This is a genomic window from Aeoliella mucimassa, assembly GCF_007748035.1.
GTDB lineage: Bacteria > Planctomycetota > Planctomycetia > Pirellulales > Lacipirellulaceae > Aeoliella > Aeoliella mucimassa.
The window spans coordinates 2,120,676-2,145,759 of the sequence record NZ_CP036278.1; the positions used below are offsets into that span (position 1 = coordinate 2,120,676).

Sequence of the window (25,084 nt, forward strand, 5' to 3'; positions counted from 1 at the left end):
CGACCTACAGCGATTCTGACCACGTATATCACGAATTGGCCGGGCGTAGCGGACTGTGTGCCAGCACGAATTTGCGTTCGCCTGCCATGGCGAATTGCACGGTTGCTTTGCGTCCTGCCCCTGAGCCACCAAGGGCGATGATTTTGCCGGGGCCGAACTCGGGATGCACGACGGTCATGCCTTGCACGAAGACGTCGGGTGACACTCGCTTGTGGGGCTTGGGATTCGTCCCGCCGGCATCGAGTTGAGCGGCGGTTTGCATGGCCGGTAGCGACACCGGCGGCTTCGGTTTGTCGTGTTCGGGGCCATGATCGAGTTCGAAGACTTGTTCGTCGTAATCGGGCTCCTCATCGTAGCCGTCGTACTCGTCGACATCGAAGCTCAGGTCGATGTTGTCGGCTTCGCCCATCTGAAGTTCGTGCCGCGGCATCTCCATCAGGAACTTACTTGGTATCGCCACACGGCGCTGGCCGCGGAACTCGCGAATGCGGGCGTAGCTCAGTTGCAGTTCTTGCTCGGCGCGGGTGATGCCGACAAACGCCAGGCGTCGCTCTTCTTCCAGTTGATCGACGCTATCTAGCGATCGCTCGTGGGGCAAAATGCCATCTTCGGTCGCGATGAGATAGACCACCGGGAACTCCAGGCCTTTGGTCGCGTGAAGCGTCATCAGCGTCACTTTGTCGGCGTCGTTCTCCCAGTTGTCGGTCTCGTTCACCAGCCAGGTGCGTTCGAGGTAGGTCTCGAGTCCACCATCGCCGGTCGATTCGCTTTGCTCGTCGAACTGGCGGGCGTCGGTCAGCAGTTCTTCGACGTTCTCCAATCGCGATTGGTCTTCGACATCCTCGCTCTTGCGGAGACTCTCTTTGTAACCACTTTCTTCCAAAGCGGTGCCGATGACTTCCTCGACCGATTCGCCTGCTACCGCGGAGAGCTTGTCGATGAGCGTGACAAAACCAGTGAGCGAATTGCTCGCCCGCTTGGTAAGCCCTTCGATCAATTTGCACTCGCGGGCGGCGTCGAGCAGCGAGGTGCCGTAGCGATACGCGTGCATGTTCAATCGCTCGATCGACTTCTTGCCAACGCCGCGGGTGGGAGCACTGACTGCCCGATCGAACGCGACATCGTCCTGCGGATTGTTTGCGAGTTGGCAATAAGCCAGCAAGTCTTTGATTTCCTTGCGCCCATAGAACTCCTGCCCGCGAACCATCTGGTAAGGCACTCCCGCTTTGCGGAGCGCCCGCTCGAGCGATCGCGACAACGCGTTCACGCGGTAGAAGATGGCAAAGTCGCTAGCGGAGCGTTCGCCACGTTCGATAGTACCGCGAATCTGATCGGCGATGTCGCTTGCTTCGAGATCTTGATCCGCGTACGCGACCAGACGCACGGGATTGCCTTCGTCGTTTTCGGTGAAGAGCGACTTCTTCTTGCGGCGCGTGTTGTAGGCAATCAACTCGTCGGCGACACGCAGGATGCGCTTGGTGCTGCGGTAGTTCTGTTCCAGGCGAACGATTTTCACCTCGGGGAAATCGTTCTCGAAGTTCAGGATGTTCGAAATGTCGGCCCCCCGCCAGCCATAGATCGATTGATCGGGATCGCCGGTGGCCGCGAGATTCGGATAGTCGTGCGACAGGGCCTTGAGAATGACGTACTGCGCCTGGTTGGTATCTTGGTATTCGTCGACCAGTACGTAGCGAAAGCGACTGTCGAGCTGCTGGCGAATCTCAGGATTGTCGTACAACAGCGTAGCGACGTGCATCAGCAGATCGTCGAAGTCGACCGCGGCCGATTGCAGCATCCGCTCCTGGTACGCAGGGTACACCTGGGCGACCACGCTCGAGAGCACCGACTGGCGGTGCGGCTGGTACGCTTCGGGGCGGATCAAATTGTTCTTCGCGCCGCTGATGGCCGTGGCAATGCGGTCGACGGAATAGTTCATCGTCGACACTTGCTGGGCTTCGATTACTCGCTTCAGCACCTGCTTGCTGTCGGAGGTATCGTAGATCGTGAAGTTCGGCCGCAGCCCAACTAGTTCGCCGAACTCGCGGAGGATTCTCGCGCCGAATCGGTGGAACGTGCTAACCCAAACAGGTTGTCCAGGCACCAACGCCTGCACGCGGTTTTGCATTTCGCTCGCCGCTTTGTTGGTAAAGGTGAGCGCAAGAATCTGACGCGCAGCGACTCCGCATTCTAATAGATGCGCGATGCGATGCGTGACGACGCGCGTCTTACCACTACCAGGGCCTGCGAGAATGAGCAGCGGGCCATCCACATGCATCACGGCTTCCCGCTGGGCTTCATTGAGTGATGCAACGTGAGATGAATAAGACGACATGCTGTCAGCGAAACGGTTAGTGGGTTGCTGGTGTTTAACTAAGGAGTGACTGCTAAAAATATACGCGGCTCGCTCGGTTTTCTCCATGCGTCGTCGCTAGCGTTTACTTGTGGTAATCAAAAAAATGCGGCAGACCCAGGTGCAGATCGAACACAACCTGCTATACTTTCGCCAGTTGAGATTGCACTCGGCCAGGGAAGTGCCGGCTGTTGGGCAACTCGAGTTTTCATTGTGTCCAGCATGCACCACTGGTCCATTGCCAGGCGAACAACTACCGTTGATGTTCGCAATTCAATCAACCATGGAGGGAGTCTCGAATCATGACACGTATTCCTCTCAATCGTGCTGAAGCTGACAGCCAAGAACTGCAATCCCGCCTCGAAATGAGCACTGCCGAAATTGGTTTGGCTGTGCGTACCACCAACTGCCTTGAAGAAAAGGGTGTGTTCACGGTTCACGATTTGTTGAACTGCACCCGGGACGATTTGCTTTCGATCTCCAACTTCGGCGAGAAGACTTTGGAAGAAGTCTACACGGCGCTCGAGAAGCATGGCTTCTATCGCCCAGGTCGCCAGGCACCGTTGCCACGCTAAGCCAACAGGGCCAACGCAGCGAGCCGAGCAACCAAAGTTCGCAGCTTACCAGTGATTAAGAATTCCGGGCTTCGCGGCGGTAGACCAATCCATGGTCGATCGGTGCGAAGCCCAGGTTTTTATAGAACTCAATCGCGGGTGCGTTGGTGAGCATCGTTTGCGTTTCGACGGTCGTGATGCCGCGCTTGTGCAGTTCCTTGAACGATTCGCCTAGCAGGTAGGTACCGTAGCCGTGGCGGCGGTATTCGTCGTCGACCCACAGGTCGAACATTCCCGCGGCTCGCAATCCCCAACTGCTCGCGAGCGGTTCGATGTCCCAGAACGTTACGTAGGCCAGCACCTTGTCCTGACGACGCCGGCGGAGGAAGAACCGGATCCGCTCCAGGCTGCCATAGACCGAAGTGTTCCACCAGTTCAGCGTGATCGGGGCGTAGAGCGTCTCGAAATTCACCTCGCGGGCGACTCGTCGCTGTTCGCGATTGACCATCGGACGGAACCGCACCAAGTCGCGCTGCAGGATTACCACACGTCCGCGTTCGCGGTACTGGTTGCGCGAAAACACCCTGCGGCGTGGTTCGTCCGACAGCAAGATGCCCGGCAGTTCGCTGCCGCCGTACAGGCCGAGATAAAAACCGTTGAGTGGGTTAATGCCGCCGCCGTACAGCACCTTGGCTCCCCGGCCGCGGAGGTACGCTTCGCTCTGGGCGAGCAGCTGATCAGGCAGGTTCGAGTTCCACAGGTCGTCGCGAACCATGATCATGTAGGTCGTGCCGGTGTCGGTTTCTACCTGATTGTGAGGATCGTTCGGGCCAAAACCGGCGTGGGCGAAGCCCACCATCTCGTCATCGTCGTTGACTGCGACAATAAAGCCCTTCGGATCGAAATAATGCTTGGAAAACAAGCACATTTCCAGCACGCCAGTAGATACAGGCTGGGCCAAACCGCGCTGCGGAGGCTGGCACGACCACAGCTTGGCGATCCGTGGTGGGTCGGTGTTGCAAAACGGGCGAAAACGGTACACGCGAAGGCTATCGAACGCTTTCTAAAGGGGGTTTAGTCCATTACGACGGGGCAGGTATCTCAATCTGTATGGTACCGCCCGATTCGCGAGCCCGGTAGACGGTCTGGCAAATCGACTCGCTCAGCAGCTGCCGGCCGGTACGAATATCGTACTGCCAGCCGTGCCAGGGGCACGTTAACGTGCAGCCAGCGAGGTCGCCCGAGGCCAGGGGACCCCCCTGGTGGGCACAGATACCATCCAAAGCATAGAACTCGCCGTCGACGTTGGCCACGACCACGATCGACTCGCCGACCACGGCTTCCAGCAGGGTGCCAGGCGGGCATTCGCCAACGGTTGCTACTTCGACCCATTCTCCCATAGTCGCCTTCTCGTCGTGCTAGGCCGCCAACTTTCCGCGTCGTTCGAGCCGACGGCGGATTTTTTCCGGGATTTCGCCCTTCCAGCGGCGATGGATCCACCAATATTGCTCAGGATCGCTCAGGATGATTCGTTCAAGGCAACCAGTGTACCACTCGGTCATCGGTTGCACACCTGCGTGGGCGAAGTCGCGATCCGCCGGATCGACCACGTCGGCCACTTCGATCTCGTATTGCAGCATCCGCTGTTTTCGGCGAACCCCGACCACGATCGTGGGAGCCTCGAACGACAGCGAAAACAGGGCGACTGCTTTGTGTGTGGAAGCTGGCCTGCCGAAAAACGGAACCCAGCAGCCACGATTGCCGCCAGCCTGGTCGCCCAGCAGCGTGAGGGCCCCGCCGCTCGAGAGCAGCTGCTCGATCTGTTCGCTGCTGCCTTGCTTGGGAAGGATGTACTGCCCGGTGCGGCCGCGAAAGTCGTTGACAAACCGGTCGATGTGCCGGTTGTCGAGCGTTCGGGCCACGGTATGCGTAGGAAAACCGAACATCCCGAGCAAGTAACCGCCGAGTTCGAAGTTGCCGTAATGACCCGAAATCACCACGCTTGGGCGCGTGGTGCACATCGTGCGAATGATGGCCTCGTTCTGAGGCACGTCGACCAGTTCGCGCCAGTTGGTGCGATGCACCCGCCGTGGCGTGTGGGCGATCTCCATGATCATCAGAAACAGGTGCCGCCACATGCCCCAAGCGAGTCGCTGCTGCTCCGCTTCGGTGAGCGTCGGCAGGGCGATCTTCAGATTCTCGCGGAGCACTTTTCGTCGAACCGGCAACACGGTGGTAAACAGCGTCGCCATTCCACCCGCGATGCGTTCGCACACCCCGATCGGCAGCGCCTGCACGAAGGCAATCGCCACACGAACCACCAAGTACACGGCGTAGTCGATCAGTTGTTGAAGCATCGCGCGGCAATCCTTTGTCGCAGCGGGTGAGCAGAACACGGCCCGCCATTCTGCCAGAACCAGCAGCCTGGTGGGAGGGCAGTTTGCCCAGGGCGAGTGCTGGCATCGCGAAAGTAAGCAGCGTGCAAGTTGGCCCTACGTGTCCCATTTTTCCTCTCCTTTTCGGGCCTCTCCATTTTTTTCAGGTTCGCCAGTTTCCCGCCCTGTACGAAATAGATTCCCATCGCTGAGCAAATAGATTCCCAATTTTCTCATCGATGGGAAAATTGAATCTCCGCCCACGCTACAAAACCAGTGCTTTTCGGCCTCGAATAGATTCCCATTTCCCAAAACGCATCGAGTGGGAATCTATTTTCGCCGTGGGAATCAATCGCAAGTCGTTGGTGGGTAACAAGTTGCATTAACACCTCCACGGAAAGTGCCCAAAATAGATTCCCATAGGTGGGAAAGTATTTTTGGGGAGGAGTCAGGAAACAGGATTCGGGGGACAGGGGAGTTTGGGATATATGATTTCTGAATGATGATTTCTGAGTTGCGAATGTCATCTTGAGGGAGCTTCCAGCGACTGAAAGATCTAGCCTACAGCTTAAAGCCTTAAGCCTAGAGCCAATAAACCTTCCAGCGACGCAGCCCCACCAACGCTTTTCCAACGAGCGCAGCAGCGAACGCTCACGCGGGCAACCCTTCGCCTGCGTGTCGCCAGTAATCCAACATTTAGATAAACATCACATCTAATTCACCACCTTTCATAAGAAGCCAACAGCCGATAGCTGAAAGCCGACAGCCTTAAGTACCTGTCCATTGGAACACTATTGGTGGCCAATTTCCAGCGGAAACTGGGCTCTTTTAGAAAGCGTTTTGCCCGCTATCGCAGGGGGAAGAGTGGGAGATTCTCCCATTCTGGCCAGATGGTAACGCAGCCAAAAAATCGAACGACGAATCGGCAGCAGCGACGCTCGCAATGCCTGCTTGGGTGCAAGCATGCGGAGTAATAGCATCCAAGCAGGTAAGCAATCGATGCTGCCGGTTACCGAATACGCTAGCGATCGAATGGACTAGCTAACTGGGCTGCGTGTGCGTGGCTATTTCTTGCCCAGCACCGGATCGCTCTTCAGCGGCAGTTTCACTGGTTTGCCGGTTTGGGCCGATTTGTAGATGGCCAGAATGATTTCCACGGCCTTGCGACCTTCGGGACCATCGACGGCCGGGGTGCCACCGCCTTTGATCGCCTTGCAGAAGTCAGCAAACTGCATGGCATGCCCATGATGGCCGATGGCCGAGGGGTCGCTGGCACCGCCCCCGCCGCTCTTGCGCTCCGCCATTTCGGCGTGGATCTTTTCGTCCGACTTGCGTGCCTTGGCGAAATCCCAGGTCTTGATGTCTTCCTCTTCAATCGAAGCCGAACCGGCTAAGCCATGCACCTCGACCCGCTTAAGATACCCAGGATAGGCTGCCGTGGTGGCTTCGATCACTCCCAACGCTCCGCTGGCAAAGCGTAGGGTTGCTACTGCAACGTCTTCCACCTCGATTCGCTCATGAGCCAGCGTATCGGTGAGCGCCGAGATCTCGAGCACATCGCCCATAAGCCATTGCAGCAAGTCGACCGTGTGAATCGCCTGATTCATCAGCGCGCCGCCACCGTCGAGCTTCCAAGTGCCGCGCCAGGCGCCGGAGTCGTAGTATTCCTGCGTGCGAAACCACTTGATGTACGCATCGCCGAGGGTCAGGCGGCCGAAGCGTCCTGAGTCCATTGCCTTTTTCAGTGTTTTCGAAGCGGGGTGGAATCGGGAGGGAAAGATGGTGCCGAGCTTCACATCGTGCTTTTCGCAGGCGGCAATGATCTTGTCGCACCGCTTCAGGGTAATCTCCAGCGGTTTCTCGACGATCACATGCTTGCCGGCCTTGGCTGCCTGCACTGCGGGTTCCATGTGAGCACCGCTAGGGGTGCCGATCGATACCGCATCCACGTCGCTGGCGGCTAGCATCTCTTCGAGCGTTTCGTAAGCAACAATCCCCACTTCGTCGGCGAACTTCTTGGCGCTATCGGGATTGCGGTCGTAGCAGCCCACCATCTCGGCACCCCGAACATCTTCGAGTGCGCGGTAGTGAAAGCGGCTGATCATGCCGCAACCAATCATTCCAAATCCAATCGCCATGGTTACTCTTTGGGGGGCAGGGGAGTGTCGGTGCTATGAAAAGTAGCCGTATTATAAGATGCTAGAGGGTGCTTCACTACCGACAGACGACTCCAAAAACACGTATAACCGTTCGTAAAACACGGAGCCGAGGCTCGGTGTTCCTCCCCCAAACGCAATGAGTATGCCGAATCTCGCAATGGAATCCGAGCCTTACAAACCACTGCTGCACATCGTGCTGTATCAGCCTGAGATCCCCCACAACACCGGCAGCGTGGGGCGGACCTGCGTCGCGGTGGGGGCCAAGCTCTGGCTCGTGCGGCCGCTGGGGTTCCAGGTCGATAACTACCATCTTCGGCGGGCGGGGCTCGATTACTGGCAGCACCTGAACTGGCAGGTCGTCGACGATTGGCAGCAACTGATCTCGCACTTGCCGGTCGAGCGGTTCTGGTACTTCACCAAGTTCGCGCAGCACCGCTTGGGTACTGCGGAGTTCGAGCCGGGCGACGTGCTGGTGTTTGGGCGAGAGTCGCAGGGGCTGCCGGAGGATATCCGCAATCTCGCTCCCGAGCGGGGGCTGCGGATCGGCTGCCGCCCCGAAGTGCGGAGTTTGAACCTATCGAACAGCGTCGCGGTCGCTTGCTACGAAGCCCTGGGGCAATGGCGGCGGGCCGGCGGTTTGGGGCTGGAATTACCGGAATAGCAAGGACTTCCGGCGGTTTTAAGAATTTGTTCGCTGCCCCGGCCGAACTCCGGATTGACGCCAAGCGAGCAAACCATCACGATGCGGGGGACCAGGAGAGCCCCAAACTATGCCGATTGACACTGAATTCGAAAGTATCGTCCAAACCAATGTCCCACTCGCTCCGCGCACATGGCTCGGGCTTGGGGGACCGGCCGAGTATTTCGCCGAGCCAACATCGATAGACGAGCTTGTTTCGCTTGTCGCCCGCTGTCATGCCGAGGGAATTGCCACACGGCTGATGGGGGGAGGCTCGAACCTGCTGGTCCGCGAGCAAGGGGTCGCCGGCATGGTGATCAGCCTCGCCCACTCGGCGTTCGCTGCGACCACGGTCGATGGTTCGCGTCTGAAGGTCGGCGGTGGCGCTTCGCTCGCCCACGTGATTAACGAAGCCGTGCGGGCTGGGCTCGCTGGGCTGGAACCCTTGGTTGGCATTCCCGGCACCGTGGGTGGTGCCATGCATGGCAATGCTGGCAGTCGAGGGGGCGACGTCGGCCAGTGGGCCGTCGAAGCGACCGTGCTCACCCGTTCGGGCGAAGTGGCCGAGCGCAAGCGCGACGAGCTGGTGTTCGCCTATCGCGAGAGCAGTCTCGACGAACTGGCCATCCTCGACGTGACGTTCGATCTCGAGAGCGAAGACGCCGAGCAGCTCACGAAGCGGATGCAAAAGCAGTGGATCGTGAAGAAGTCGGGCCAACCGATGACCCATCAACGAACCGCTTGCCTGTTTAAGAATCCCCGCGGCATGAGTGCTAGCATGCTCATCGAGCAAGCAGGCCTGGCAGGGCTGAAAGTCGAAGGTGCCGAGCTGAGCAGCCGCCACTCGAACTTTGTGGTAGTCAGCGACGAAGCGACTCCGGCGCATGTGCTGAAGCTCATCGACCAGATTCGCAGTCGGGTCGCCGAGCGTCTTGGGGTTGAGCTGGAAACGCAGCTCGAAATCTGGTAATTGCAAGGCTGGCCGCAGGAGCACGCCGTAGGTTTGCTTCCGCGATTTCGGTCTCTGTTATTTCCTATCGAGCTACGTATGGCTGACGAAGAGCAATCCCAGCCTCTATCGTTTGTGACCCAATGGCTGCAACCTCGCCGGCTTGCCTGGGTCGCGGTGTTGATCGTGGTGGGGGTAATCGCCCGCCAAGGTTGGAACAGCGTGAACCTGCAGCTAACGTCGTCGCCGGAGTATCGGCTGACGATGGATACCGTGCAACTCGTTCCCGAGTCGCTTCCCCCTTGGATTCGTACCGACGTGAAGTCGCAAGTGTTCCGCGATTCGGGACTTACCGATTCGCTCACCCTGCTCGACAATCCTGCCGAAGTGCAGCAGCAGCTGGTCGATGCTTTTGAGCTGCATCCCTGGATCCGCAAGGTAGAACGCGTTGACCTGGTAGGGCCAGGGCGTGTGGAGGTGACGCTCGAGTATCGCGAACCGATCGCGGTCGCCGAGTTCGTGGCCAACGACACCCGAGAGCTGTTGCCGGTGGATGCCGAAGGGGTCCGCTTGCCCGACGGGGACCTGAGCGAAGTCGAGAAGACGTATCTACCGCGCATCAACTCGGTGCCCGATCGTCCTCTGGTAGGAGCCGCGTGGACCGACAGCCGCATGCTAGGAGCGGTGCGGATTGCTGCCAACTTACGACAGCTGTGGGATGCTTACAGCTTGCTCGACATCATTCCGTCGGAGTACCCGGAAGTCGCCCGCACGCATCGTTTCTACGTGTACGACCTGCGAACCAGCGGTGGAACGATCATCCGCTGGGGAGCTGCGCCGGGATTCGCTCCGCCGGGGGAGAGTACGTTCGAGCAAAAGCTCACGCGACTCTCTGGATACATTCAACAGCATGGGCGGCTTGATACGATCAACTCGCCGCAGTTGATCGACGTGCGCGATGCCTTGCAGGTGGAAGCCCGCGTGGCGCAAGAGCCGGAAGTGATAAAGTAGCTCGCCCGTGTTATTGCTACGGCGAGCCGACCGCACTGAGTCTAGTGCGGTTGCTTACTGATCGGCTTTGTCGCCGTTAAAGATTCTAAGCGGTTCGGTGGGCACCTCGAGTTCGGCTTCGATCTCCGCGGCGAGTTCGCCACGGACGACTGCCATTTCGGGGGGTGCCACGATACCCAACCGTACGGCCCCGGAACTCAGCTTGACCACGGTGACCGACACGTCGGGGCCAATCTGAATAGTCTGGCCCGCTTTGCGAGAAAGCACGAGCACGCTGTTGTTCCTTCGGTTGCGTGAGGGAGTATAGGGACAGGTCGTGGGAAACAACAATTCCCAACCTGAATTACCCAGTAATACCAGGTTTCTAGCAGCGTACCGCTGCAACTCCGCTCACGCAAGCGATCGCGCGGATTCTTTACAAGAGTTGGTCTTGCCTTAGCTGCCTATTTGCCCTGTCTTGGTGCTGAGGGGGCCCGAATGGGGTGTCCATCAGGCTTCGGGGCCGGCGTCCTTGGCCAAAGCGCTAATTTGTTTGAACTCGGGCGTGCCTGCCCGCTCGCACCATTCGAACAGCGCCGCCTCGGTGGTGGTGAGCACCACGCCGGCCGATTCCATCCGCCGGAGGGCGATTTGATAGTCGTTATCGAATCGCGAACCCGTTGCGTCGGTCGCCAGGTAAACCGTGAAGCCAGCGGCCATTAAATCGTAGGCGGTCTGTTGCACGCAAACGTGGGTTTCGACACCCGCGAGCAGTACGCGATGTCGGCCCGACTCGCCGAGTTGCTCCATTTGCTCCGCGAACACCGGCGTGCAGCAAGCCGAGCTGAACATAAGCTTCGCCGACGCAGGGGTATTCAAACGAGTGGCCAGCGACTCGACCGTTGGGCCAAGTTTCTCGGGGTACTGTTCGGTAACCACCATCTCGACGCCTAGTGCGGTTGCCCCGTCGACCAGTCGGCCCGCGTTCCACACAATCCGCTCTTGGCCAGCGATGGCCGGCATGAGTCGCTGCTGGAAATCGACCAGGCACAGCAAGGTGTCGCCAGCGTTCATCAGGTCGGGGCTGCGCGGCAAGAGTCGGTCGGATGCTGGGTTTTGCAGTTCTTTCTCGTCCATAACGAACTAGAATACCAATTGAAGCCTATTAATCCCAGCCAGCCTAATGTAGCCGGAATTCCAATAAAGGGGACGAATTGTCGAACTCCAAGAGTCTTTGCGATTGGTCGAAGTCGGAGCTGAAAGAGAATGCTCGCGAGCTGGCGTTGCTGGTCGCCGAGGCGAACCATTACTGCACCAAGTGTGGGCGGGTGGCCAACGACAAGCAGGTGCTTTGCAAGGCGAAGAAGTTGCCGCGGGTGACCGCTCGCAAGCACGAACAGAGCTAGGTAAGGTTGTGGAAGCGGCCCCTGGGCATCGATGCCTGATCTGCGACAATGAGGTGCAGATTTAACTCAAAGGAACACAGCGGATGAAATTTCGATCGACCACCATACTTACCGTGCGTAAAGATGGATGCGTTGCCATGGGCGGCGACGGACAGGTGAGCCTGGGCCAAACCGTGATGAAGGCCGACGCCCGCAAGGTGCGGCGTTTAGCCGACGGCAACGTGCTGGCAGGTTTCGCCGGAGCGGCAGCCGACGCGTTTGCTTTGCTTGAACGGTTTGAAGAGAAGCTGCGCGACCATCCCTCGAACATGCCACGCGCAGCGACCGAGTTAGCGAAGGAATGGCGAACCGATCGCGCGCTCCGCCGACTCGAAGCGCTGATCGCGGTGGCCGACGCCGAAAACACACTGCTTGTTTCGGGCACCGGCGACGTGATTCAACCAACCGACGGCGTGCTCGGCATCGGCTCCGGCGGCAATTACGCCTTGTCGGCCGCCCGCGCTCTGGTGGAACACTCCGATCTATCGGCTCGCGAGATCGTAGAGAAGTCGCTCAAGATTGCGGGCGAGATTTGCGTGTATACGAATGGCAACGTGGTGATTGAGGAAATAGCGTGAACGATCTGACCCCCCGCCAAATTGTCGAACAGCTCGACCGTCATATCGTCGGCCAGGCCGATGCCAAACGGGCGGTGGCCATCGCCATTCGTAATCGTTGGCGTCGCCAGCAACTCGACGAAGAACTGCGCAAGGAAGTCGCTCCCAAGAACATCTTGATGATGGGTCCAACCGGTGTCGGTAAGACCGAGATCGCTCGTCGGCTGGCCAAGCTCACAGGAGCGCCGTTCATCAAGGTCGAGGCCACCAAGTATACCGAAGTCGGTTACTACGGCCGCGACGTCGAAAGTATGGTTCGCGAGCTGGTGGAAAACGCGATTGGCATCGTTCGCGAAGCAGAGCAAGCCAACGTGGAAGAGGAAGCCAAGCGTCGCGTCGATGAGCGGTTGCTCGATATGCTCGCCCCGCAGCCGAACACGTTCGACGTGGGAGTCGACTCGCCCGATTCGCCGGAACGTTACCAACGAACCCGCGAAAAAATCAAAGCCATGCTGCTCGCCGGCGAAATGGAGCAGCGCACCGTCGAGGTGCAGGTGGAGCAGAAAGCCCAAGCGATGATGATTCCCGGCATGGGACCGGGCAACGATCAAATGGACTTCGACTTCCAAGGCATGATCGACAAAATATTGCCGAAGAACGTGTCGCGACGCGAGATGACCGTGGCCGAGGCTCGCCGGGTGCTGTTCGAACAGGAATGCGAAGCCCTCATCAACCAGGAGACCGTCAACGCCAAGGCGGTGGAACTGGCCGAGAACATGGGCATCATCTTTCTCGACGAAATCGACAAGGTGGTTGCCTCCGACGGTGGTCGCGGGGCCGATGTTTCGCGACAAGGGGTGCAGCGCGACTTGTTGCCGATCGTCGAAGGCACGACCGTGCAGACGCGATATGGCTACGTCCGCACCGATCACATTCTGTTTGTGGCCGCCGGGGCGTTCCACCGTGCGAAGCCGAGCGATCTGATGCCAGAGTTGCAAGGCCGATTCCCGATTCGTGTCGAGCTGAACGACCTGACGAAGGATGACTTCGTCCGCATCCTTACCGAACCGCGCAGTGCGCTCACCAAGCAGTACTCCGCGTTGATGGAGACCGAAGGGGTGCAGGTAGAGTTCCTGCCCGACGCCCTCGAGACCCTGGCCAGCTACGCCTTTCAGGTCAATCAGTCGACCCAGAACATCGGTGCTCGCCGGCTCTACACCATCATGGAGCGGTTGCTCGAGGAACTCAGCTTCGAGGCTCCCGATATGAAAATGGGTAAGGTGCAGATCAACGCCGCTTATGTTCGCGAACGCCTGGAAGAGGTTACCTCGAACGAAGATCTGAGCAAGTTCATCTTGTAAGTGGGCTACGCTGGCAGCCGCGCGGCGAGTGAACCAGTGATGGTGACCACGCGATGATCGTTCGGGTCGATTTCGAGCGTGATCACGGTCGCCCGTTCGGGGAGCAAGTGCTCCACGCGATCGCCCCACTCGATCAGGGTAACTCCGTCGCGGTCGAAGTACTCTTCGGCACCGAGTTCCAGGAACTCGTCGTCGTCCTTCAAACGATAGACGTCGAAGTGATAGAGCGGCAACTTGCCCCGGGTGTACTCGTTCACCAGCACAAAAGTGGGGCTGGTGATCGATTCGACCGCGTTGCCGAGTGCGACTGCAATGGCCTGCACCAGGCGAGTCTTGCCCGCCCCGAGCGTACCGACCAAGGCAAGCACGTCGCCTGGCTCAGCAGCAGCGGCGATCTGCCGACCTAGTTCATCGGTCTCGTCGAGACTGCGGCTCGTATAGGTGTAGGTCGTCATGCGGGGATAGGTGCGCTAGGGGAGTGTAAAGCGACAATGGCGAAGGTCTCTCTTTGCGCAACTCTGGCGAGAGTCGCGACAGCCTCAGGTAGAACGTGGCTTAGCTAGCAGCAGCGGCAGGCTTGTTGGCTTCGGCCACACCGATCACCGCCTGGCGAGCCTTGAGGCAAGTCTGCCGGAACGCCTCGGCGTGTGGTACCGCGGGGAGTCGCAGTACCTCTTTGCCTTCGCGGCGAAACACGATGTCGCTCGCCCGATACCATTCGTAGCCCGACTGCTCTTCGAGTTCAGCGGTATCGAACTCGGTAAGTCCAATCTTGGCAAACGTCGCCTGGTCGGCTCGTTTGGTCGAAAGTGCATCGAACGGGTGTTCGATAATCACCTGCTTGTTCGTCAACCGATAGCGTCGGCACCACGGGTTCTGGGCACCAAACAATACCAGCGGCGTCCGCGGCACGATTTTATTAAAATACAGGAACGCAGTGATCGGAGTCGTGGCCAAGGCGATGAACCAGCCGGGGCGAGTTGGCACCGTGAGTACCGAGATTCGCGGGCCCATCCGAAACAACCGGCCCAGTTGCCGACCCAGGTTCGTGGCCGCAATCGACGGCCAGGCGTTCATTATCGTGGTTTCTTTCACGGCAGGTTTGCTCTTCCCAGCGAGTTGTGGTTGCCAAGGCACGCCGGTTACGCCCAGTTGGGGCCCACGTTCTGTGCCCAAGGGCAGGGGAGTGACCGTTCGGGCACTCGATACTGGATGCAAGCATCCATTTTCGGCGATCCTGATGCCTCTAAATATACCGCAACTTGCTCTCCGCTGTCAGTCCGAGGGGGGAGTTTCTCTTGCAGGTTGGACGACTCCCGCGTACATTGCCGGCGGCAAAATGCCGCACCCCGTACCTCCCGGCCGTAGCACAAAGGATTACCGATGGCCAATAGTGCCCAATGGCAGCAGACCTTTCTCAAGTGGCCCGCGTCGATCCAACGCCGGGGCATCCTGACCACGGTGCTCAACGAGCATATCCCGTTCAAGGGATTCATGACGACCGACTCTTTGTTGCTACTGGAGCGACAGAATCCCGACTCACTCGGCGCTCGATTCGTCGTGCTTGAGTATGAGGTGATCAACTCAATGCGGTATATCGATCCGTTAAAGGCCGAGAACTTTGCTGAGCTTGGTTTTGTTGGCAAGCTCTCTCAGTAACGTCAAACCAAGGAGGCCTGTGATGACGGAGCAAGCTGAGGGTAAACGCAGCCATGCACTTCGCCAGTGGGTTCGCTTCAGCCTTGGCACCTTACTGCTAGCGACCACCTTCACGTGCATCGCCGTGGTCGTGGGGTTATGGCAGATCAAACCACCCAAGGACCTGCCCCAGATCATCACGGTACTTGGTCCCGTGACCTCGGGAGAGAAGGTCGCGCTCGACTATCCTACCGACGACGAAACACTCGCCGCATTCGATGAAGCCCTCGCCCAGCAGCCGGGGCTGGGGGGAGTCCGCTCGGCAAGTAAATTAAAAGATTGCGTGCTGATACGTGAGAAGATCGCCGATTACATGGACGCAACCAAAGAGTACTACATGATCGGGAAAGCGCGGCTCCACCACGCGCACTATCGCTGCTCGTTGTATGCGGGGCCCGACCAGGAAATTCGTTTTGTGTTGGTCATCGATCATCAGCACTTGCACATGATAAGCGAGCCAGCACAGGGAGAGGCTCTGGCCGACAGTAATTCGTGAGCGAACGAGTAGATCCCCTGGGACCGCTACTCGTTAAGTTTCTGCAACTCGAGCACTTCTGAATTATCAATCCATGCGACAAAGTAGGGGTGCTTCGCTGCGCGGCGTTTCATGATCAACAGAAACGGGCGGTCGACCACGTATTCGTATTCAATCCCACCTGGGGCGGCTTCGGCCGGTGTCGCTTCGAGTTCCGCTTCCGAAACGATTGCGGCACCCCCTTTGTCGAGTCGGAACTTGATCGATTGCACCGCTTTCGAAATGAAATGGCCTGGTGGATGAACCTTGTCCAGAATCAGCTTGTCGGAACCTTCGAGTTCGCTAAACTCATGCACCACCGATTGCACCACGTTGGGCACCCGTAGCACTTCGTCGCCTTCGAAGGCAAATGCCTGATCTTGATTCGCTGCGATCTGCTCGTAGACATGTTCGATGGTCTCTTGCAGCGTCTCGGATCGGGGCACCACGGCCACCAGCAACTGATTTTCCTCCTGGTCCGCGGTCAGATCGATGGCAAACTCCGCCAAAGTCGACGACGTAACATCTTCGGGAACCTGGAACAGCAGTTTCAGTTGCTTGGACTGCTTTGAGCTAAGCTCCCAATCGTGGCCATGGTGCAGTTCGAATGCTTCCACGCGGTTCTTCTCACCATCGCCATCGGTGAACTCCAGCGTGCACTCCTCGAACGGAGTGGTGAACTTCACTTGTGCATCCATGTAGCAGTAGGCTACCAATCCGTCGGCCTGCTCGAACGTCGGCGGACTGACGCTGGGAAATTGCTTTTTCATCTCCGCGTGAATGGTCTGCACGATGCTCTGATCGGTCAGTCCAGCGGCCGCATAGAAACTGCCAGGCGGGAGGTCGGCTGCGCTGACTTCCGACTGATTCAGCCGGCTGGCGATCTCTTCGGCATGCTCGACCTGCAGCGGCTCGCCAAGAGCATCGTCGCCCGCGCGGTTCCAGGCCACCTGGAACGTAGCGCACCACAGCACGTTGCTCCAGTCGGTGAGTGGAGTATTGAGCGTTGGCACGACCTGGGTGCCGTTCGACTCGCCAGTCCTTGGTACCTCGGGCGAGTTGCTCACCGGTTCGTCCGCTTGCTTTTCTCGGCAGCCAATAGCCAGAGTGAGCGTAGCAATAAGCAACCAACAGCATCGAGGGTTAAAACTACCAATCATGACTATCGCTCCATCAAAGTTTAGAATCGTAGGATCGCTATTTTACCACAAACCACCAGTTCGTCGCTCTGCTGGCAGTCATACCGACGAACCTCAACAATCTTGACCACTTGCAGAGATCCGCTAGAATCGACGTCGATGAGGGGCACTCATCCTATTCTTGGGGGATGACCGATGTTACGCGTAAACAGCTTGCTAGCGGTCGGGTTGTTGTTGTTAGCCACTCCGGCATGGTCGCAAACCGATCTGCCTTGGTGGGTTGATTCGGTGCATGTCTCCCCGCCAGGCGTGGGGGGAATCGGCGCGATTACTCTCGAAGGCACCTGGATCGATACCGGTGCGCCCGATGCTATTTCGCACTCGGTGATCGATGGCAAGTTGCATCTCACGGTTGCCGCGCCCGACTTGAACGTGAACACCGGCGACGCACTCACTCCGTGGACTCTCACCGAGGAGTTTGGCCCCCTCGATCCGCTGGTCAACGAAATCAACGGGTCGATCTTCTCGGTCGATCCCGCTAATCGCGGCAATCGCCAATGGGTTTCGGGACCTAATATTCTCGGCTGGATTTATCCCCAGCCACGTGGAGAGTTTCGTGGGCTAGGAAGTTTAGGGCAGGCAGGGCTGATGAGCGCAGCGTACGACGTGTCGGCCAATGGCAACGTCGTTACCGGGCAGGCCGCCATGGCAGATAGCGCCGGGGCGATCACCACCACCGCGTTCGCTTGGTCCGAGGCAACCGGCATGATATCGCTGGGCCTGCTGCCCAACGGCGCGCCTGGCAGCAGCACTGGCCGAGGTGTTTCGGCCGATGGCAATTATATCGTGGGCGATTCGGCCTCGCGCGACGATTTTGGCCTTCACGGCCAGGAGGCGTTTCGCTGGTCGCTTGGTTCCGGCGTGGAAGGGCTAGGGCACCTGCATGAAGGATATGCAACGAGCGAAGCCCGAGCGACCTCACGAAACGGTGAAGTAGTGGTCGGCGTCGACGACTTCTATCCTCCAAGTTTCGCGCCGATTCCCATTGGGTACTTTCAACGCGCGTTTCGCTACACCGACGCTTCTGGCATGCAAGACCTCGGCACCTTGCCGGCGTACACCACGGACTCGGCCAGTGAAGCGGTCGACGTAAGTGCCGATGGAAACGTGATTGTGGGCAACGCGTTTCGCAGTCCTTATTCAGCAACCGACGCGATTCATTTCGATCAAGCTCAGCCGTTCCTATGGACCGAAGAAACGGGCATGCAGGGGTTGGGGAACCCAGGCCGGGCAGTGATTGCCATTTATCCCACTCCGAACCAACAGACGATCGCCAATGCGGTGTCGGCCGATGGCAAAATCGTAGTAGGAGTCGACCGCCTGTACTGGGAAGATTTGACACTGCCACCATGGCCAGCGGTGCCAGCTCCGTTTGATCAAGCCGTGATGTGGACCGAAGAGAGCGGCTGGCGAGACCTGCGACCGTTCCGCATGGCACCAGGGCCTGAGTTTGTTGGCTCCGAAGCGGTCGACGTGTCGGCCGAGACCGGCGCGATTATCGGGCAGGCGTATCTCACCTCGGTCGATGCCACCAGTTCGTCGGCATGGCTCGAAGGCGACCTGGACGAACTTGGGCGGACTCAAGTGCCATTTATTTGGGACGAAACACACGGCATGCGCCCGCTGGCTCGCGTGCTGGCCGGCGACTACGGCCTCGACTTCGAGGGCTGGCGACTTAACCAGGCGACCGCCATTTCGGACGATGGCACCACGATCGTCGGTGTCGGCGTGAACCCCGATGGTGTCGAGGAAGCCTGGCGGGCGGTGATGTATCGAACCACTCGGGCCGGCGACACCGACTTTGATGGCGATGTCGATCAACTCGACGTTGCCGCATTGGCAGCCAATATGGGCAAATCTTCCACCCAGCAGGACCTCTACTGGATGGATGGCGACTTCGACAACAATGGCGTGATCGACGAGGCGGATCACTTGCTGCTGCTCGCCAACTACGACGGTCGCGCGGTCGGCGATTTCAATGCCGATGGCATCGTGAATCTCGCCGATTACACGGTCTGGCGAGACCATCTCGGCCTGAACACCGGCATCGCCGACGCCAGCGGCGATGGCTACGTCACCAAGCACGACTACGATGTCTGGCAGCAGAACTTTGGCACCGTGCTCGATGGCAACCTCGCCCAACTCACCAGTGGCGCGGTGCCCGAGCCTGCGACTTCGGTCCTCACGTTGTTCGGTCTGGCTTTGTGCGTGGTTGCTCGTCGGCGCCACCGTGATTCCACTGCGACCGAATGAGTTAATAGGCGGCCAACTTGCGGATGCTGGGAGTGGCCACCGCGGTGGCGCGCAGCCGGAGGGCGCTCAGTTGCGTCGCGTCGAACCGGTGAATCCACTTATGACCAATGGATGGCCTTGTTGACTAACTCCACTCGAACTGTGGAAGCCCGAGTTGGGTGAATTGATTGATGATTTTACAGCGCAAGCGGGCTTCCGTTTGTTGGTTTTCGAATACTCGGTTTTTGAGATGGCTCCCAAAGCTTTGTTTCACTCGGTACATGGTCGTTTCCGCCAAGCTTCTACGATGATAGCCCACTTCCTCTTTCCAACTCCTACGCCCCTTGCGTCGAATCTGACGAATTGCCTCGTCCCGGGGCAAAGGCTCCTCCGCAGAGTTGCCATGTTGTTTGATCTTGGCGTTGTGCTGCGGCGGAATCACCGGCTCAATGCCTTCGGATTCCAGCCCTTCATAAACCTTCCACTTGTCGTAACTACCGTCGCCGTGAAACTTTTTTACGGGCTGCTCCACCTGCTCCAGCATTTCGGGAACCGCATCGGCATCGTGGCAACTGTTCTCGGTCAAAATCTCCGCCACAATCTCGCGGGTGTCAGGATTCACCGACAAATGCAGCTTCCGCCATGTCCGCCGCTTCGACTTGCCATGCGTCCGCATCTTCCATTCGCCCTCGCCAAACACTTTCATGCCGGTGCTATCCACCACGATATCGATGTCGCCCCTCTTGTTAGCGATATCGAGCGAAACATTCAGCTTGCTGGCTCGCTTGGCGAGCGAAGAATAATTGGGAATCGCTGCCTCGACGCCCAACATCGCCACCAGCGAGCGGCCGAATCCCTCAGTCTGCCGATAGGGAAGTTTCAGCAGTTCGCGAATCGTCAGCAAGCACTCGATCGCCGTATCGCTGAAGACAAAAGGGCGACCGACTTTTGTCTGGTCGTTAGGATGTTCCCAGTTCTCCAACGCCTCGTCGCTAAACCAAATAGTGATGTTTCCACGCTCGATGAGCGACTTGTTATACTCCTTCCAGTTCGTGACTTTGTAGGTTCGTTTTTCTTTCGTAGCCATGTTCGATCTCCGTAAAAAAGGTACGTGGTTCCATTCCACGTTAGTTTTTACGGAGGTTTGTGACTAATTGTTCAACAAGGCCCCAATGGATTGTCCTTTCGCTAGCGGGTGCCAGGCTCCATCCTCCGTGCGGCCCTCGACCACGTAGCTGCGGACCCGTTCCCCCTGTTCGATGTCTTCCATTAACACGACTTGGTCAACCCGCTGGGGAGCAGCGAAGGTAAGTTCCACGAGTTCTCCAAAGCCGCTGGTCTCGCCAACCGGAGTCGCAAAACGCTCGCGGAGCCGATCGCCGAACGCTTGCAGTCGCTCAATATCGCTCTCCGGCACCAGACCCTCGGAGTTCACTACCTCGCCGAGGATGAAGTTGCAATTACGCCCCACCGACTGGTCGTACATGGTCTCCAATGTCGACAGGGACAGCGCGTCGTCGTCTTGATTCGGCGACCAGAACCAGTTGTGTGTTCCGTTCGCCCCTCGCAGCGGAACATCCACCATGCCTGGCGACCAGCGGGCGGCCCCCGCGACGCCGGAGTGGAGGTGAGGTTTCCATAGCGAGGAGTTGTGCGACACGAACTCGCCATCGCTAGCGGCTGGCATCGTCGCCCAGCATGGTGAGCCGGCGTGCCCCGCTTCGTTGCCGATCCAGCGATGATCCGAACGCTGCCCGCTATGGTAGAACACGCTATCGGGCTGGTGTTGCTCGAAGATCGGCAGCACGTCGGGGCCACCTTGCTGGGGAGTCATCACGCCGGCGTCGAACCAAATCTGCACCAGCGGGCCATACCGCGAGCAAAGCTCTTCGGTCATTTTCTCCGCCACGCGATTGAACTGCTGCTGCTTCTCAGTGCCGCGGCCGCGTCCCCAGTCGACATAGTGGCCCCACACTTCCCAGTACACATTTCGATGCGTGCTGAAGTAAATGCCCGGCAAAATGTCGGCCTTGCGACACGACTCCACGAAGTCGGCCACCACGTCCCCTTTGCCATCGCGCCACTTCGCCTGCTTCACCCCGTAGGGATAAAGATCGCTTTGCCATTGCATGAAGCCATTGAAGTGGGTCGCGGTAAACACCGCGTACTTCGCCCCCAGGGCTTTGGCCGCTTCGATCCACTGATCGGTGTCGAGCTTCGTAGGATTGTACAACGCGGGATCAAAACGCTTGCGAGTGGTGTTATTCGGTGCGGTATCGCCGGCGGCCACCGGCATGTCGAAGTGATAGATCAAGCCAAGCTCGCAGTCTTGCCAACGTTGTTGAGCCGCAGTGGGCCGAGCAAGTTCGATCGTACCACCTGTGTTGCTATTGGCTGTGACTGGCGGTTGAGCGAGCAGCGAAGCGGGCGACTGCAGCAGGCCTTGCGTGACGCCGAGGGCCGTTGCCGATTGCAGAAAGCGTCGCCGAGAGACTGATGGCATCGGGCTATCCATTCGTTGGAGGAGGAGAACGCTGTAGAGTATAGCGCTTGCCCGAACCGGTTGCAGCCGTTTTCCGCGGAAAACGCGACTTGTCAGGTGCAATGCTCAGCCGCAGTGTTCCACGCCGGCGCGGCTACTGCTCGCCGATCTCGGGTTGCACGCCGAGAATGCTCGAAAGCTCGAGCAGCAGGCGTTCGGCCGCTCCCATCTCGGCTCGTTGTTCGAGCACCGAGCGGGCGAGGGCCGGGTTGTCGGTCAGTAGCCCATCGGCGCCGCGGCTGATCATGGTCGACATACTCACCGCGTCGTTCACGGTCCACACATAAACCTCTTTGTCATTCTGGTGGGCGCTGCGGATCAGCCGGCGGTTCGCAAACCTCGCATTCACTGCCAGGAAATCGGCCTTCATTTTGCTCATGCTGCCAGCCGAAACCGACATCAGTAGACCAACCTTCCACTCCGGGCGAATCGATTTCATCTTCTCGACTTTGTCACGTTTTAGCGACATCGCCATCACCTGGTCGGTCATCCCTCGCGCTTCGACAAGTTCGGCCACACGCTCCTCAAGTTGCTGATCGTGCCCGTAGTATTTCAGCTCGATATTCACATGGATGCGGTCCTTGCAGAGATCGAGCACCTCGCCAAGGGTCGGCACACGCTCGGCGTTGAACTTTGCATCGTACCAGCTTCCGATATCGATCGACTCAAGATCGGCCAGGTTCGCATCCCAAATCTTCAGGCGATTGCCCGCCAGCTTCATGAAGTCGCTATCGTGTACCACCACTACTTCGCCATCGGCAGTCTCCTGCACGTCGAGTTCAATGAAGTCGGCCCCGTCTTCGATCGCCTGACGAAACGCAGCCATCGTGTTTTCGGGCGCGGAGACCGAGGCCCCGCGGTGGGCCATGATCTTTACGTTGTCTTCCAGCGAAATATTGCGAATCGCCACGATACCCACGCCGAGGGCTATCGCAAATCCCAGCACTGCACCAACGACGATGCGTCGGTGATTGATGGCCGAAGGTTTCTTGTCGTCGACCGCTGCTTCAAGCGTCGCCTGCAACTCGCGATCGGTGCAGTTGGTGCCAAACTCGTGATAGAAACTGTAGAGCAGCGAGCTGAACGAAATCGTGCTGAGCAAATTGACCGCCAGATTCACCACGGTCCACAGCAACAAGGTGATGCCAACCGTGAATGCCAGCAATCGCAGCGAGGCCGACGAGTCGGGCGTGATGGCCCTGCCGAGTAGTCCAACCAGACCCGAGGCAATGCCACCGAGTGCGAATGTCGCGATCAACCAGGCGACGATCCAGAACAGTAGTTTGCGTCGATGCCCGGCTACTCGCTCGCGACTCACCTGCAACGCCTGCTGCGGGGCGATGTTCTCGAACAGCACCAGCGGCAACGCCAGAAACCAGTTGCAAGCCAAGCGCAGCAGTAGCACAGTCATGCCGGTCAGGCAGATGGCTGCCAGCGCCACCGCCCACAGAAACACTGGCGGCTTCTCTTTTAGATAAAAGTTGATGTCGTACTCGGTAAGCAGGCTCATGTAGATCGCACCAATCACCACCAGAAACGGTAACACCGCCAGCAGAGTCCAAACCACGATCCGCATGGTCACTCGTAACAAAGGCCAGGCCTTACTTGCGGCAAAACGGAGTCCAACCGTTGTGAGCAAATGATTCGGTCGCGTATCGCAGGCGAGAATCCCCAGCAGGGCTGCTTGCTCGAGCGCAACAATTGCCAGCCACAGCCCCCCGATCACGATCAGCGAAATCCATCCCACCGGGCCAAGGAAGAAGAACAGGATGTCCATGTCGGAGACCACCGAGCTTCCTCCCAAGGCAAGCATGCCATGAAAGAATATACTCACCAGCGGAGTGAGCACCACGAACGCGAGCACCTTGAACGCAATGTCGGTGAACACCAACGATTTCCACGACGAGCGAATGTGCTGCACCACATCGTGGGCGAGGGTAGGGGGGGCGTTCGACGGTGCCATTGCAGTTCTCCCAAGTTGCAAAAGGGGCCTCAGCCGCTCGGCCTCACCTGCCGGCCAATGGCTGCGAACCATACTACCATTGTTGGCAAGAGAACCAACATCGAAACGGCGGAGGGTGGGGATTTATTTAGAGATCTGAACCATCACATATCTCCCTCGTCGTCTAGAGCACCGATGGCCTCCAGTTGCCCTGTGACATAAGCGTAGTCTTCAGGGGACATATCGCGGGACTCATAGAATTCTAATGCTTCAGCGTCCGCAACGAACTCAACCTCGCCATGCAATGCTTCCACTTGTTGTGCGATTTCTTCGATTGATACACTGAAATACTCTTTGCGAAGGTTAACCTTGTTAACCCTGCGGTGATGAAATGCTTTATGTAATGCATGCTCCAATGCCGGAGCATTGTCGCAAGAAATCATCATGTGAACGTCAAAGGGGAAGGGTACCGATGCGTCTCCCAGTTCTTTGACTCGATCCATCGGTTCCAGTCTTCTTGTCATCCCAATTTTGAATACACTCACACCAAAGGAACCAAGGTTGGAAATAACATAGATGTAACCAGCCTTAGTAAGCTCCGCCATGGACTGGGTGCGTTTTGCCCTTTCTTCAGCTTCCAGTAGTTTCGCTCGCAGTGCCTCGATTTCAGTGCTGTGCTGATCAGCCGATTCGCTTAGAGCTTTCTCAAGAGCTAGTTCGATAGCCTTGCGCTCGGATTCGACGCGTTGCATCTCACGCTCTAATTCCTTCTCTGCTTTCTTTTCTTCTCGGATCTGCGCCTTGATGCGAGCTTGCTCTTGGCGGGCATGGTCTGCGAGAAGTACTTTCTCGTATTCAGATTTTAGTGCCGCAAACAACTCACTCTCTTCGTTTCCGGTAACTACGAAGTCACTTTTTCGGCAAAAATCGATGACCTTTTGAAGCTTGTCTCGTGATGCAGTGTAATTGTTAGGAGTTAGCCTTGATGATATCCACTTGACACTGTCCTTAAGGAAACGTTTTCCTAGTGCGTCGACAGTTGAAGCCTTGTTTTCAGCCCAAGCAATCCGTTCCATGGACTCGTCGCGTTCTTGCTTGACCTCTTCGGCCAGGCGGCGATATTCGTCATTCACCAACTCATCAAAGTTGAGTTTAAAACCCTTGTTTATGTTGACCGCTTCCTCAAGAGCTCGGGAACGCAATGCATAGTTTTCAGTCATTGCCTCGAGGGCCTCAGACGACTTGCGGATGCTGATGTGCAACTGAGAGAAATAGATAGCCAAAAACCCTGAAGAAGCTAGGGCAAGCACCCCCAATAGTAGTATGAACTGAGAATTGCCCATTAGCAAAGAGAACACACTGAACAATAAGATAAGCACTACAAGGACTAAGCATGCATAGGTGCAGTAGTCGAACCAGTCTTTTGACTGCTGCGGTGGTATCTCCTGTGGGACATGTATAGGTGCCCTGGGTGAATCGATAAACGAGACAATCGTGCCACACTTTGGGCACTTTCTGGGAGTACTAAAGGCTTCAAT

General features: G+C 57.9%; 24 protein-coding genes. 10 read left to right on the plus strand and 14 right to left on the minus strand.

What is annotated here, in order from left to right; genetic code table 11:
- Nucleotides 1-28 precede the first annotated feature (28 nt).
- Entirely contained in the window at nucleotides 29-2,332 is a 2,304-nt protein-coding gene (locus Pan181_RS08520; RefSeq protein WP_145246423.1) for an ATP-dependent helicase, read from the minus strand.
- A gap of 320 nt (nucleotides 2,333-2,652) precedes the next feature.
- On the opposite strand from Pan181_RS08520, the gene Pan181_RS08525 reads away from it, so the two are divergent.
- Nucleotides 2,653-2,925 (plus strand): DNA-directed RNA polymerase subunit alpha C-terminal domain-containing protein, encoded by a 273-nt coding sequence (locus Pan181_RS08525; RefSeq protein ID WP_231943788.1) that lies wholly within the window; start codon nucleotides 2,653-2,655, stop codon nucleotides 2,923-2,925.
- A gap of 55 nt (nucleotides 2,926-2,980) precedes the next feature.
- Here Pan181_RS08525 and Pan181_RS08530 read toward each other — a convergent pair whose 3' ends face one another.
- The 4 genes from Pan181_RS08530 to Pan181_RS08545 form a co-directional block, all read right to left on the minus strand.
- Nucleotides 2,981-3,946 carry a GNAT family N-acetyltransferase gene (locus tag Pan181_RS08530; RefSeq protein WP_145246425.1) on the minus strand — a complete coding sequence of 322 codons (966 nt, stop codon included), beginning with the start codon at nucleotides 3,944-3,946 and terminating at the stop codon, nucleotides 2,981-2,983.
- Between the two features lie 40 nt (nucleotides 3,947-3,986).
- A complete protein-coding gene (locus Pan181_RS08535; RefSeq protein ID WP_145246426.1) occupies nucleotides 3,987-4,304 on the minus strand; it encodes a Rieske (2Fe-2S) protein in 318 nt (105 codons plus the stop codon).
- An 18-nt stretch (nucleotides 4,305-4,322) separates the two neighbouring features.
- Nucleotides 4,323-5,261: a lysophospholipid acyltransferase family protein gene (locus Pan181_RS08540; protein WP_145246427.1), complete on the minus strand. Its 939-nt coding sequence runs from the start codon at nucleotides 5,259-5,261 to the stop codon at nucleotides 4,323-4,325.
- Nucleotides 5,262-6,343: 1,082 nt separating this feature from the next.
- The gene (locus Pan181_RS08545) at nucleotides 6,344-7,417 is read right to left on the minus strand and encodes a Gfo/Idh/MocA family protein (RefSeq protein WP_145246428.1); all 1,074 of its coding nucleotides are present in this window, start codon (nucleotides 7,415-7,417) and stop codon (nucleotides 6,344-6,346) included.
- 163 nt (nucleotides 7,418-7,580) lie between these two features.
- Here Pan181_RS08545 and Pan181_RS08550 point away from each other — a divergent pair, with 163 nt between their 5' ends.
- The 3 genes from Pan181_RS08550 to Pan181_RS08560 all read left to right on the plus strand — a co-directional run bounded on the left by Pan181_RS08550 (nucleotide 7,581) and on the right by Pan181_RS08560 (nucleotide 10,077).
- Entirely contained in the window at nucleotides 7,581-8,099 is a 519-nt protein-coding gene (locus Pan181_RS08550; RefSeq protein WP_145246429.1) for a tRNA (cytidine(34)-2'-O)-methyltransferase, read from the plus strand.
- 109 nt (nucleotides 8,100-8,208) lie between these two features.
- On the plus strand, nucleotides 8,209-9,087 hold the full coding sequence (murB, locus tag Pan181_RS08555; protein WP_145246430.1) for a UDP-N-acetylmuramate dehydrogenase: 879 nt from the start codon (nucleotides 8,209-8,211) through the stop codon (nucleotides 9,085-9,087).
- 78 nt (nucleotides 9,088-9,165) lie between these two features.
- Nucleotides 9,166-10,077: a cell division protein FtsQ/DivIB gene (locus tag Pan181_RS08560; protein WP_145246431.1), complete on the plus strand. Its 912-nt coding sequence runs from the start codon at nucleotides 9,166-9,168 to the stop codon at nucleotides 10,075-10,077.
- 54 nt (nucleotides 10,078-10,131) lie between these two features.
- Here the strand turns inward: Pan181_RS08560 and Pan181_RS08565 are convergent, their stop codons facing one another.
- Nucleotides 10,132-10,350 (minus strand): carbon storage regulator, encoded by a 219-nt coding sequence (locus Pan181_RS08565; protein WP_197529052.1) that lies wholly within the window; start codon nucleotides 10,348-10,350, stop codon nucleotides 10,132-10,134.
- A 216-nt stretch (nucleotides 10,351-10,566) separates the two neighbouring features.
- On the minus strand, nucleotides 10,567-11,193 hold the full coding sequence (locus Pan181_RS08570) for an isochorismatase family protein (protein ID WP_197529053.1): 627 nt from the start codon (nucleotides 11,191-11,193) through the stop codon (nucleotides 10,567-10,569).
- A gap of 77 nt (nucleotides 11,194-11,270) precedes the next feature.
- On the opposite strand from Pan181_RS08570, the gene Pan181_RS08575 reads away from it, so the two are divergent.
- The 3 genes from Pan181_RS08575 to hslU all read left to right on the plus strand — a co-directional run bounded on the left by Pan181_RS08575 (nucleotide 11,271) and on the right by hslU (nucleotide 13,419).
- The gene (locus Pan181_RS08575) at nucleotides 11,271-11,462 is read left to right on the plus strand and encodes a hypothetical protein (RefSeq protein WP_145246433.1); all 192 of its coding nucleotides are present in this window, start codon (nucleotides 11,271-11,273) and stop codon (nucleotides 11,460-11,462) included.
- An 83-nt stretch (nucleotides 11,463-11,545) separates the two neighbouring features.
- Entirely contained in the window at nucleotides 11,546-12,079 is a 534-nt protein-coding gene (gene hslV, locus Pan181_RS08580; protein WP_145246434.1) for an ATP-dependent protease subunit HslV, read from the plus strand.
- Nucleotides 12,076-13,419, plus strand: a complete 1,344-nt coding sequence (gene hslU, locus Pan181_RS08585; RefSeq protein ID WP_145246435.1) for an ATP-dependent protease ATPase subunit HslU — start codon at nucleotides 12,076-12,078, stop codon at nucleotides 13,417-13,419. Before hslV ends, hslU begins: the two co-directional genes overlap by 4 nt.
- A gap of 5 nt (nucleotides 13,420-13,424) precedes the next feature.
- On the opposite strand, the gene tsaE is transcribed toward hslU, so the two are convergent.
- On the minus strand, nucleotides 13,425-13,874 hold the full coding sequence (tsaE, locus tag Pan181_RS08590; protein WP_145246436.1) for a tRNA (adenosine(37)-N6)-threonylcarbamoyltransferase complex ATPase subunit type 1 TsaE: 450 nt from the start codon (nucleotides 13,872-13,874) through the stop codon (nucleotides 13,425-13,427).
- A gap of 100 nt (nucleotides 13,875-13,974) precedes the next feature.
- Entirely contained in the window at nucleotides 13,975-14,496 is a 522-nt protein-coding gene (locus tag Pan181_RS08595; RefSeq protein WP_145246437.1) for a hypothetical protein, read from the minus strand.
- 306 nt (nucleotides 14,497-14,802) lie between these two features.
- On the opposite strand from Pan181_RS08595, the gene Pan181_RS08600 reads away from it, so the two are divergent.
- Together Pan181_RS08600 and Pan181_RS08605 are read left to right on the plus strand one after the other, a co-directional pair.
- Entirely contained in the window at nucleotides 14,803-15,078 is a 276-nt protein-coding gene (locus Pan181_RS08600) for a hypothetical protein (RefSeq protein ID WP_197529055.1), read from the plus strand.
- A gap of 22 nt (nucleotides 15,079-15,100) precedes the next feature.
- Nucleotides 15,101-15,613, plus strand: coding sequence for a hypothetical protein (locus tag Pan181_RS08605; RefSeq protein ID WP_145246438.1), 513 nt, complete (start codon nucleotides 15,101-15,103; stop codon nucleotides 15,611-15,613).
- Nucleotides 15,614-15,639: 26 nt separating this feature from the next.
- Here Pan181_RS08605 and Pan181_RS08610 read toward each other — a convergent pair whose 3' ends face one another.
- On the minus strand, nucleotides 15,640-16,791 hold the full coding sequence (locus Pan181_RS08610) for a hypothetical protein (RefSeq protein ID WP_145246439.1): 1,152 nt from the start codon (nucleotides 16,789-16,791) through the stop codon (nucleotides 15,640-15,642).
- A gap of 174 nt (nucleotides 16,792-16,965) precedes the next feature.
- Here Pan181_RS08610 and Pan181_RS08615 point away from each other — a divergent pair, with 174 nt between their 5' ends.
- A complete protein-coding gene (locus Pan181_RS08615; RefSeq protein ID WP_145246440.1) occupies nucleotides 16,966-19,083 on the plus strand; it encodes a PEP-CTERM sorting domain-containing protein in 2,118 nt (705 codons plus the stop codon).
- A gap of 124 nt (nucleotides 19,084-19,207) precedes the next feature.
- On the opposite strand, the gene Pan181_RS08620 is transcribed toward Pan181_RS08615, so the two are convergent.
- The 4 genes from Pan181_RS08620 to Pan181_RS08635 all read right to left on the minus strand — a co-directional run bounded on the left by Pan181_RS08620 (nucleotide 19,208) and on the right by Pan181_RS08635 (nucleotide 24,925).
- Nucleotides 19,208-20,149, minus strand: a complete 942-nt coding sequence (locus Pan181_RS08620; RefSeq protein WP_145244898.1) for an IS5 family transposase — start codon at nucleotides 20,147-20,149, stop codon at nucleotides 19,208-19,210.
- 63 nt (nucleotides 20,150-20,212) lie between these two features.
- Nucleotides 20,213-21,565 carry an alpha-L-fucosidase gene (locus tag Pan181_RS08625; RefSeq protein ID WP_197529056.1) on the minus strand — a complete coding sequence of 451 codons (1,353 nt, stop codon included), beginning with the start codon at nucleotides 21,563-21,565 and terminating at the stop codon, nucleotides 20,213-20,215.
- Nucleotides 21,566-21,698: 133 nt separating this feature from the next.
- The gene (locus Pan181_RS08630) at nucleotides 21,699-23,567 is read right to left on the minus strand and encodes a glycerophosphodiester phosphodiesterase (RefSeq protein ID WP_197529057.1); all 1,869 of its coding nucleotides are present in this window, start codon (nucleotides 23,565-23,567) and stop codon (nucleotides 21,699-21,701) included.
- A gap of 143 nt (nucleotides 23,568-23,710) precedes the next feature.
- A complete protein-coding gene (locus tag Pan181_RS08635; RefSeq protein ID WP_197529058.1) occupies nucleotides 23,711-24,925 on the minus strand; it encodes a GIY-YIG nuclease family protein in 1,215 nt (404 codons plus the stop codon).
- Nucleotides 24,926-25,084 lie beyond the last annotated feature (159 nt).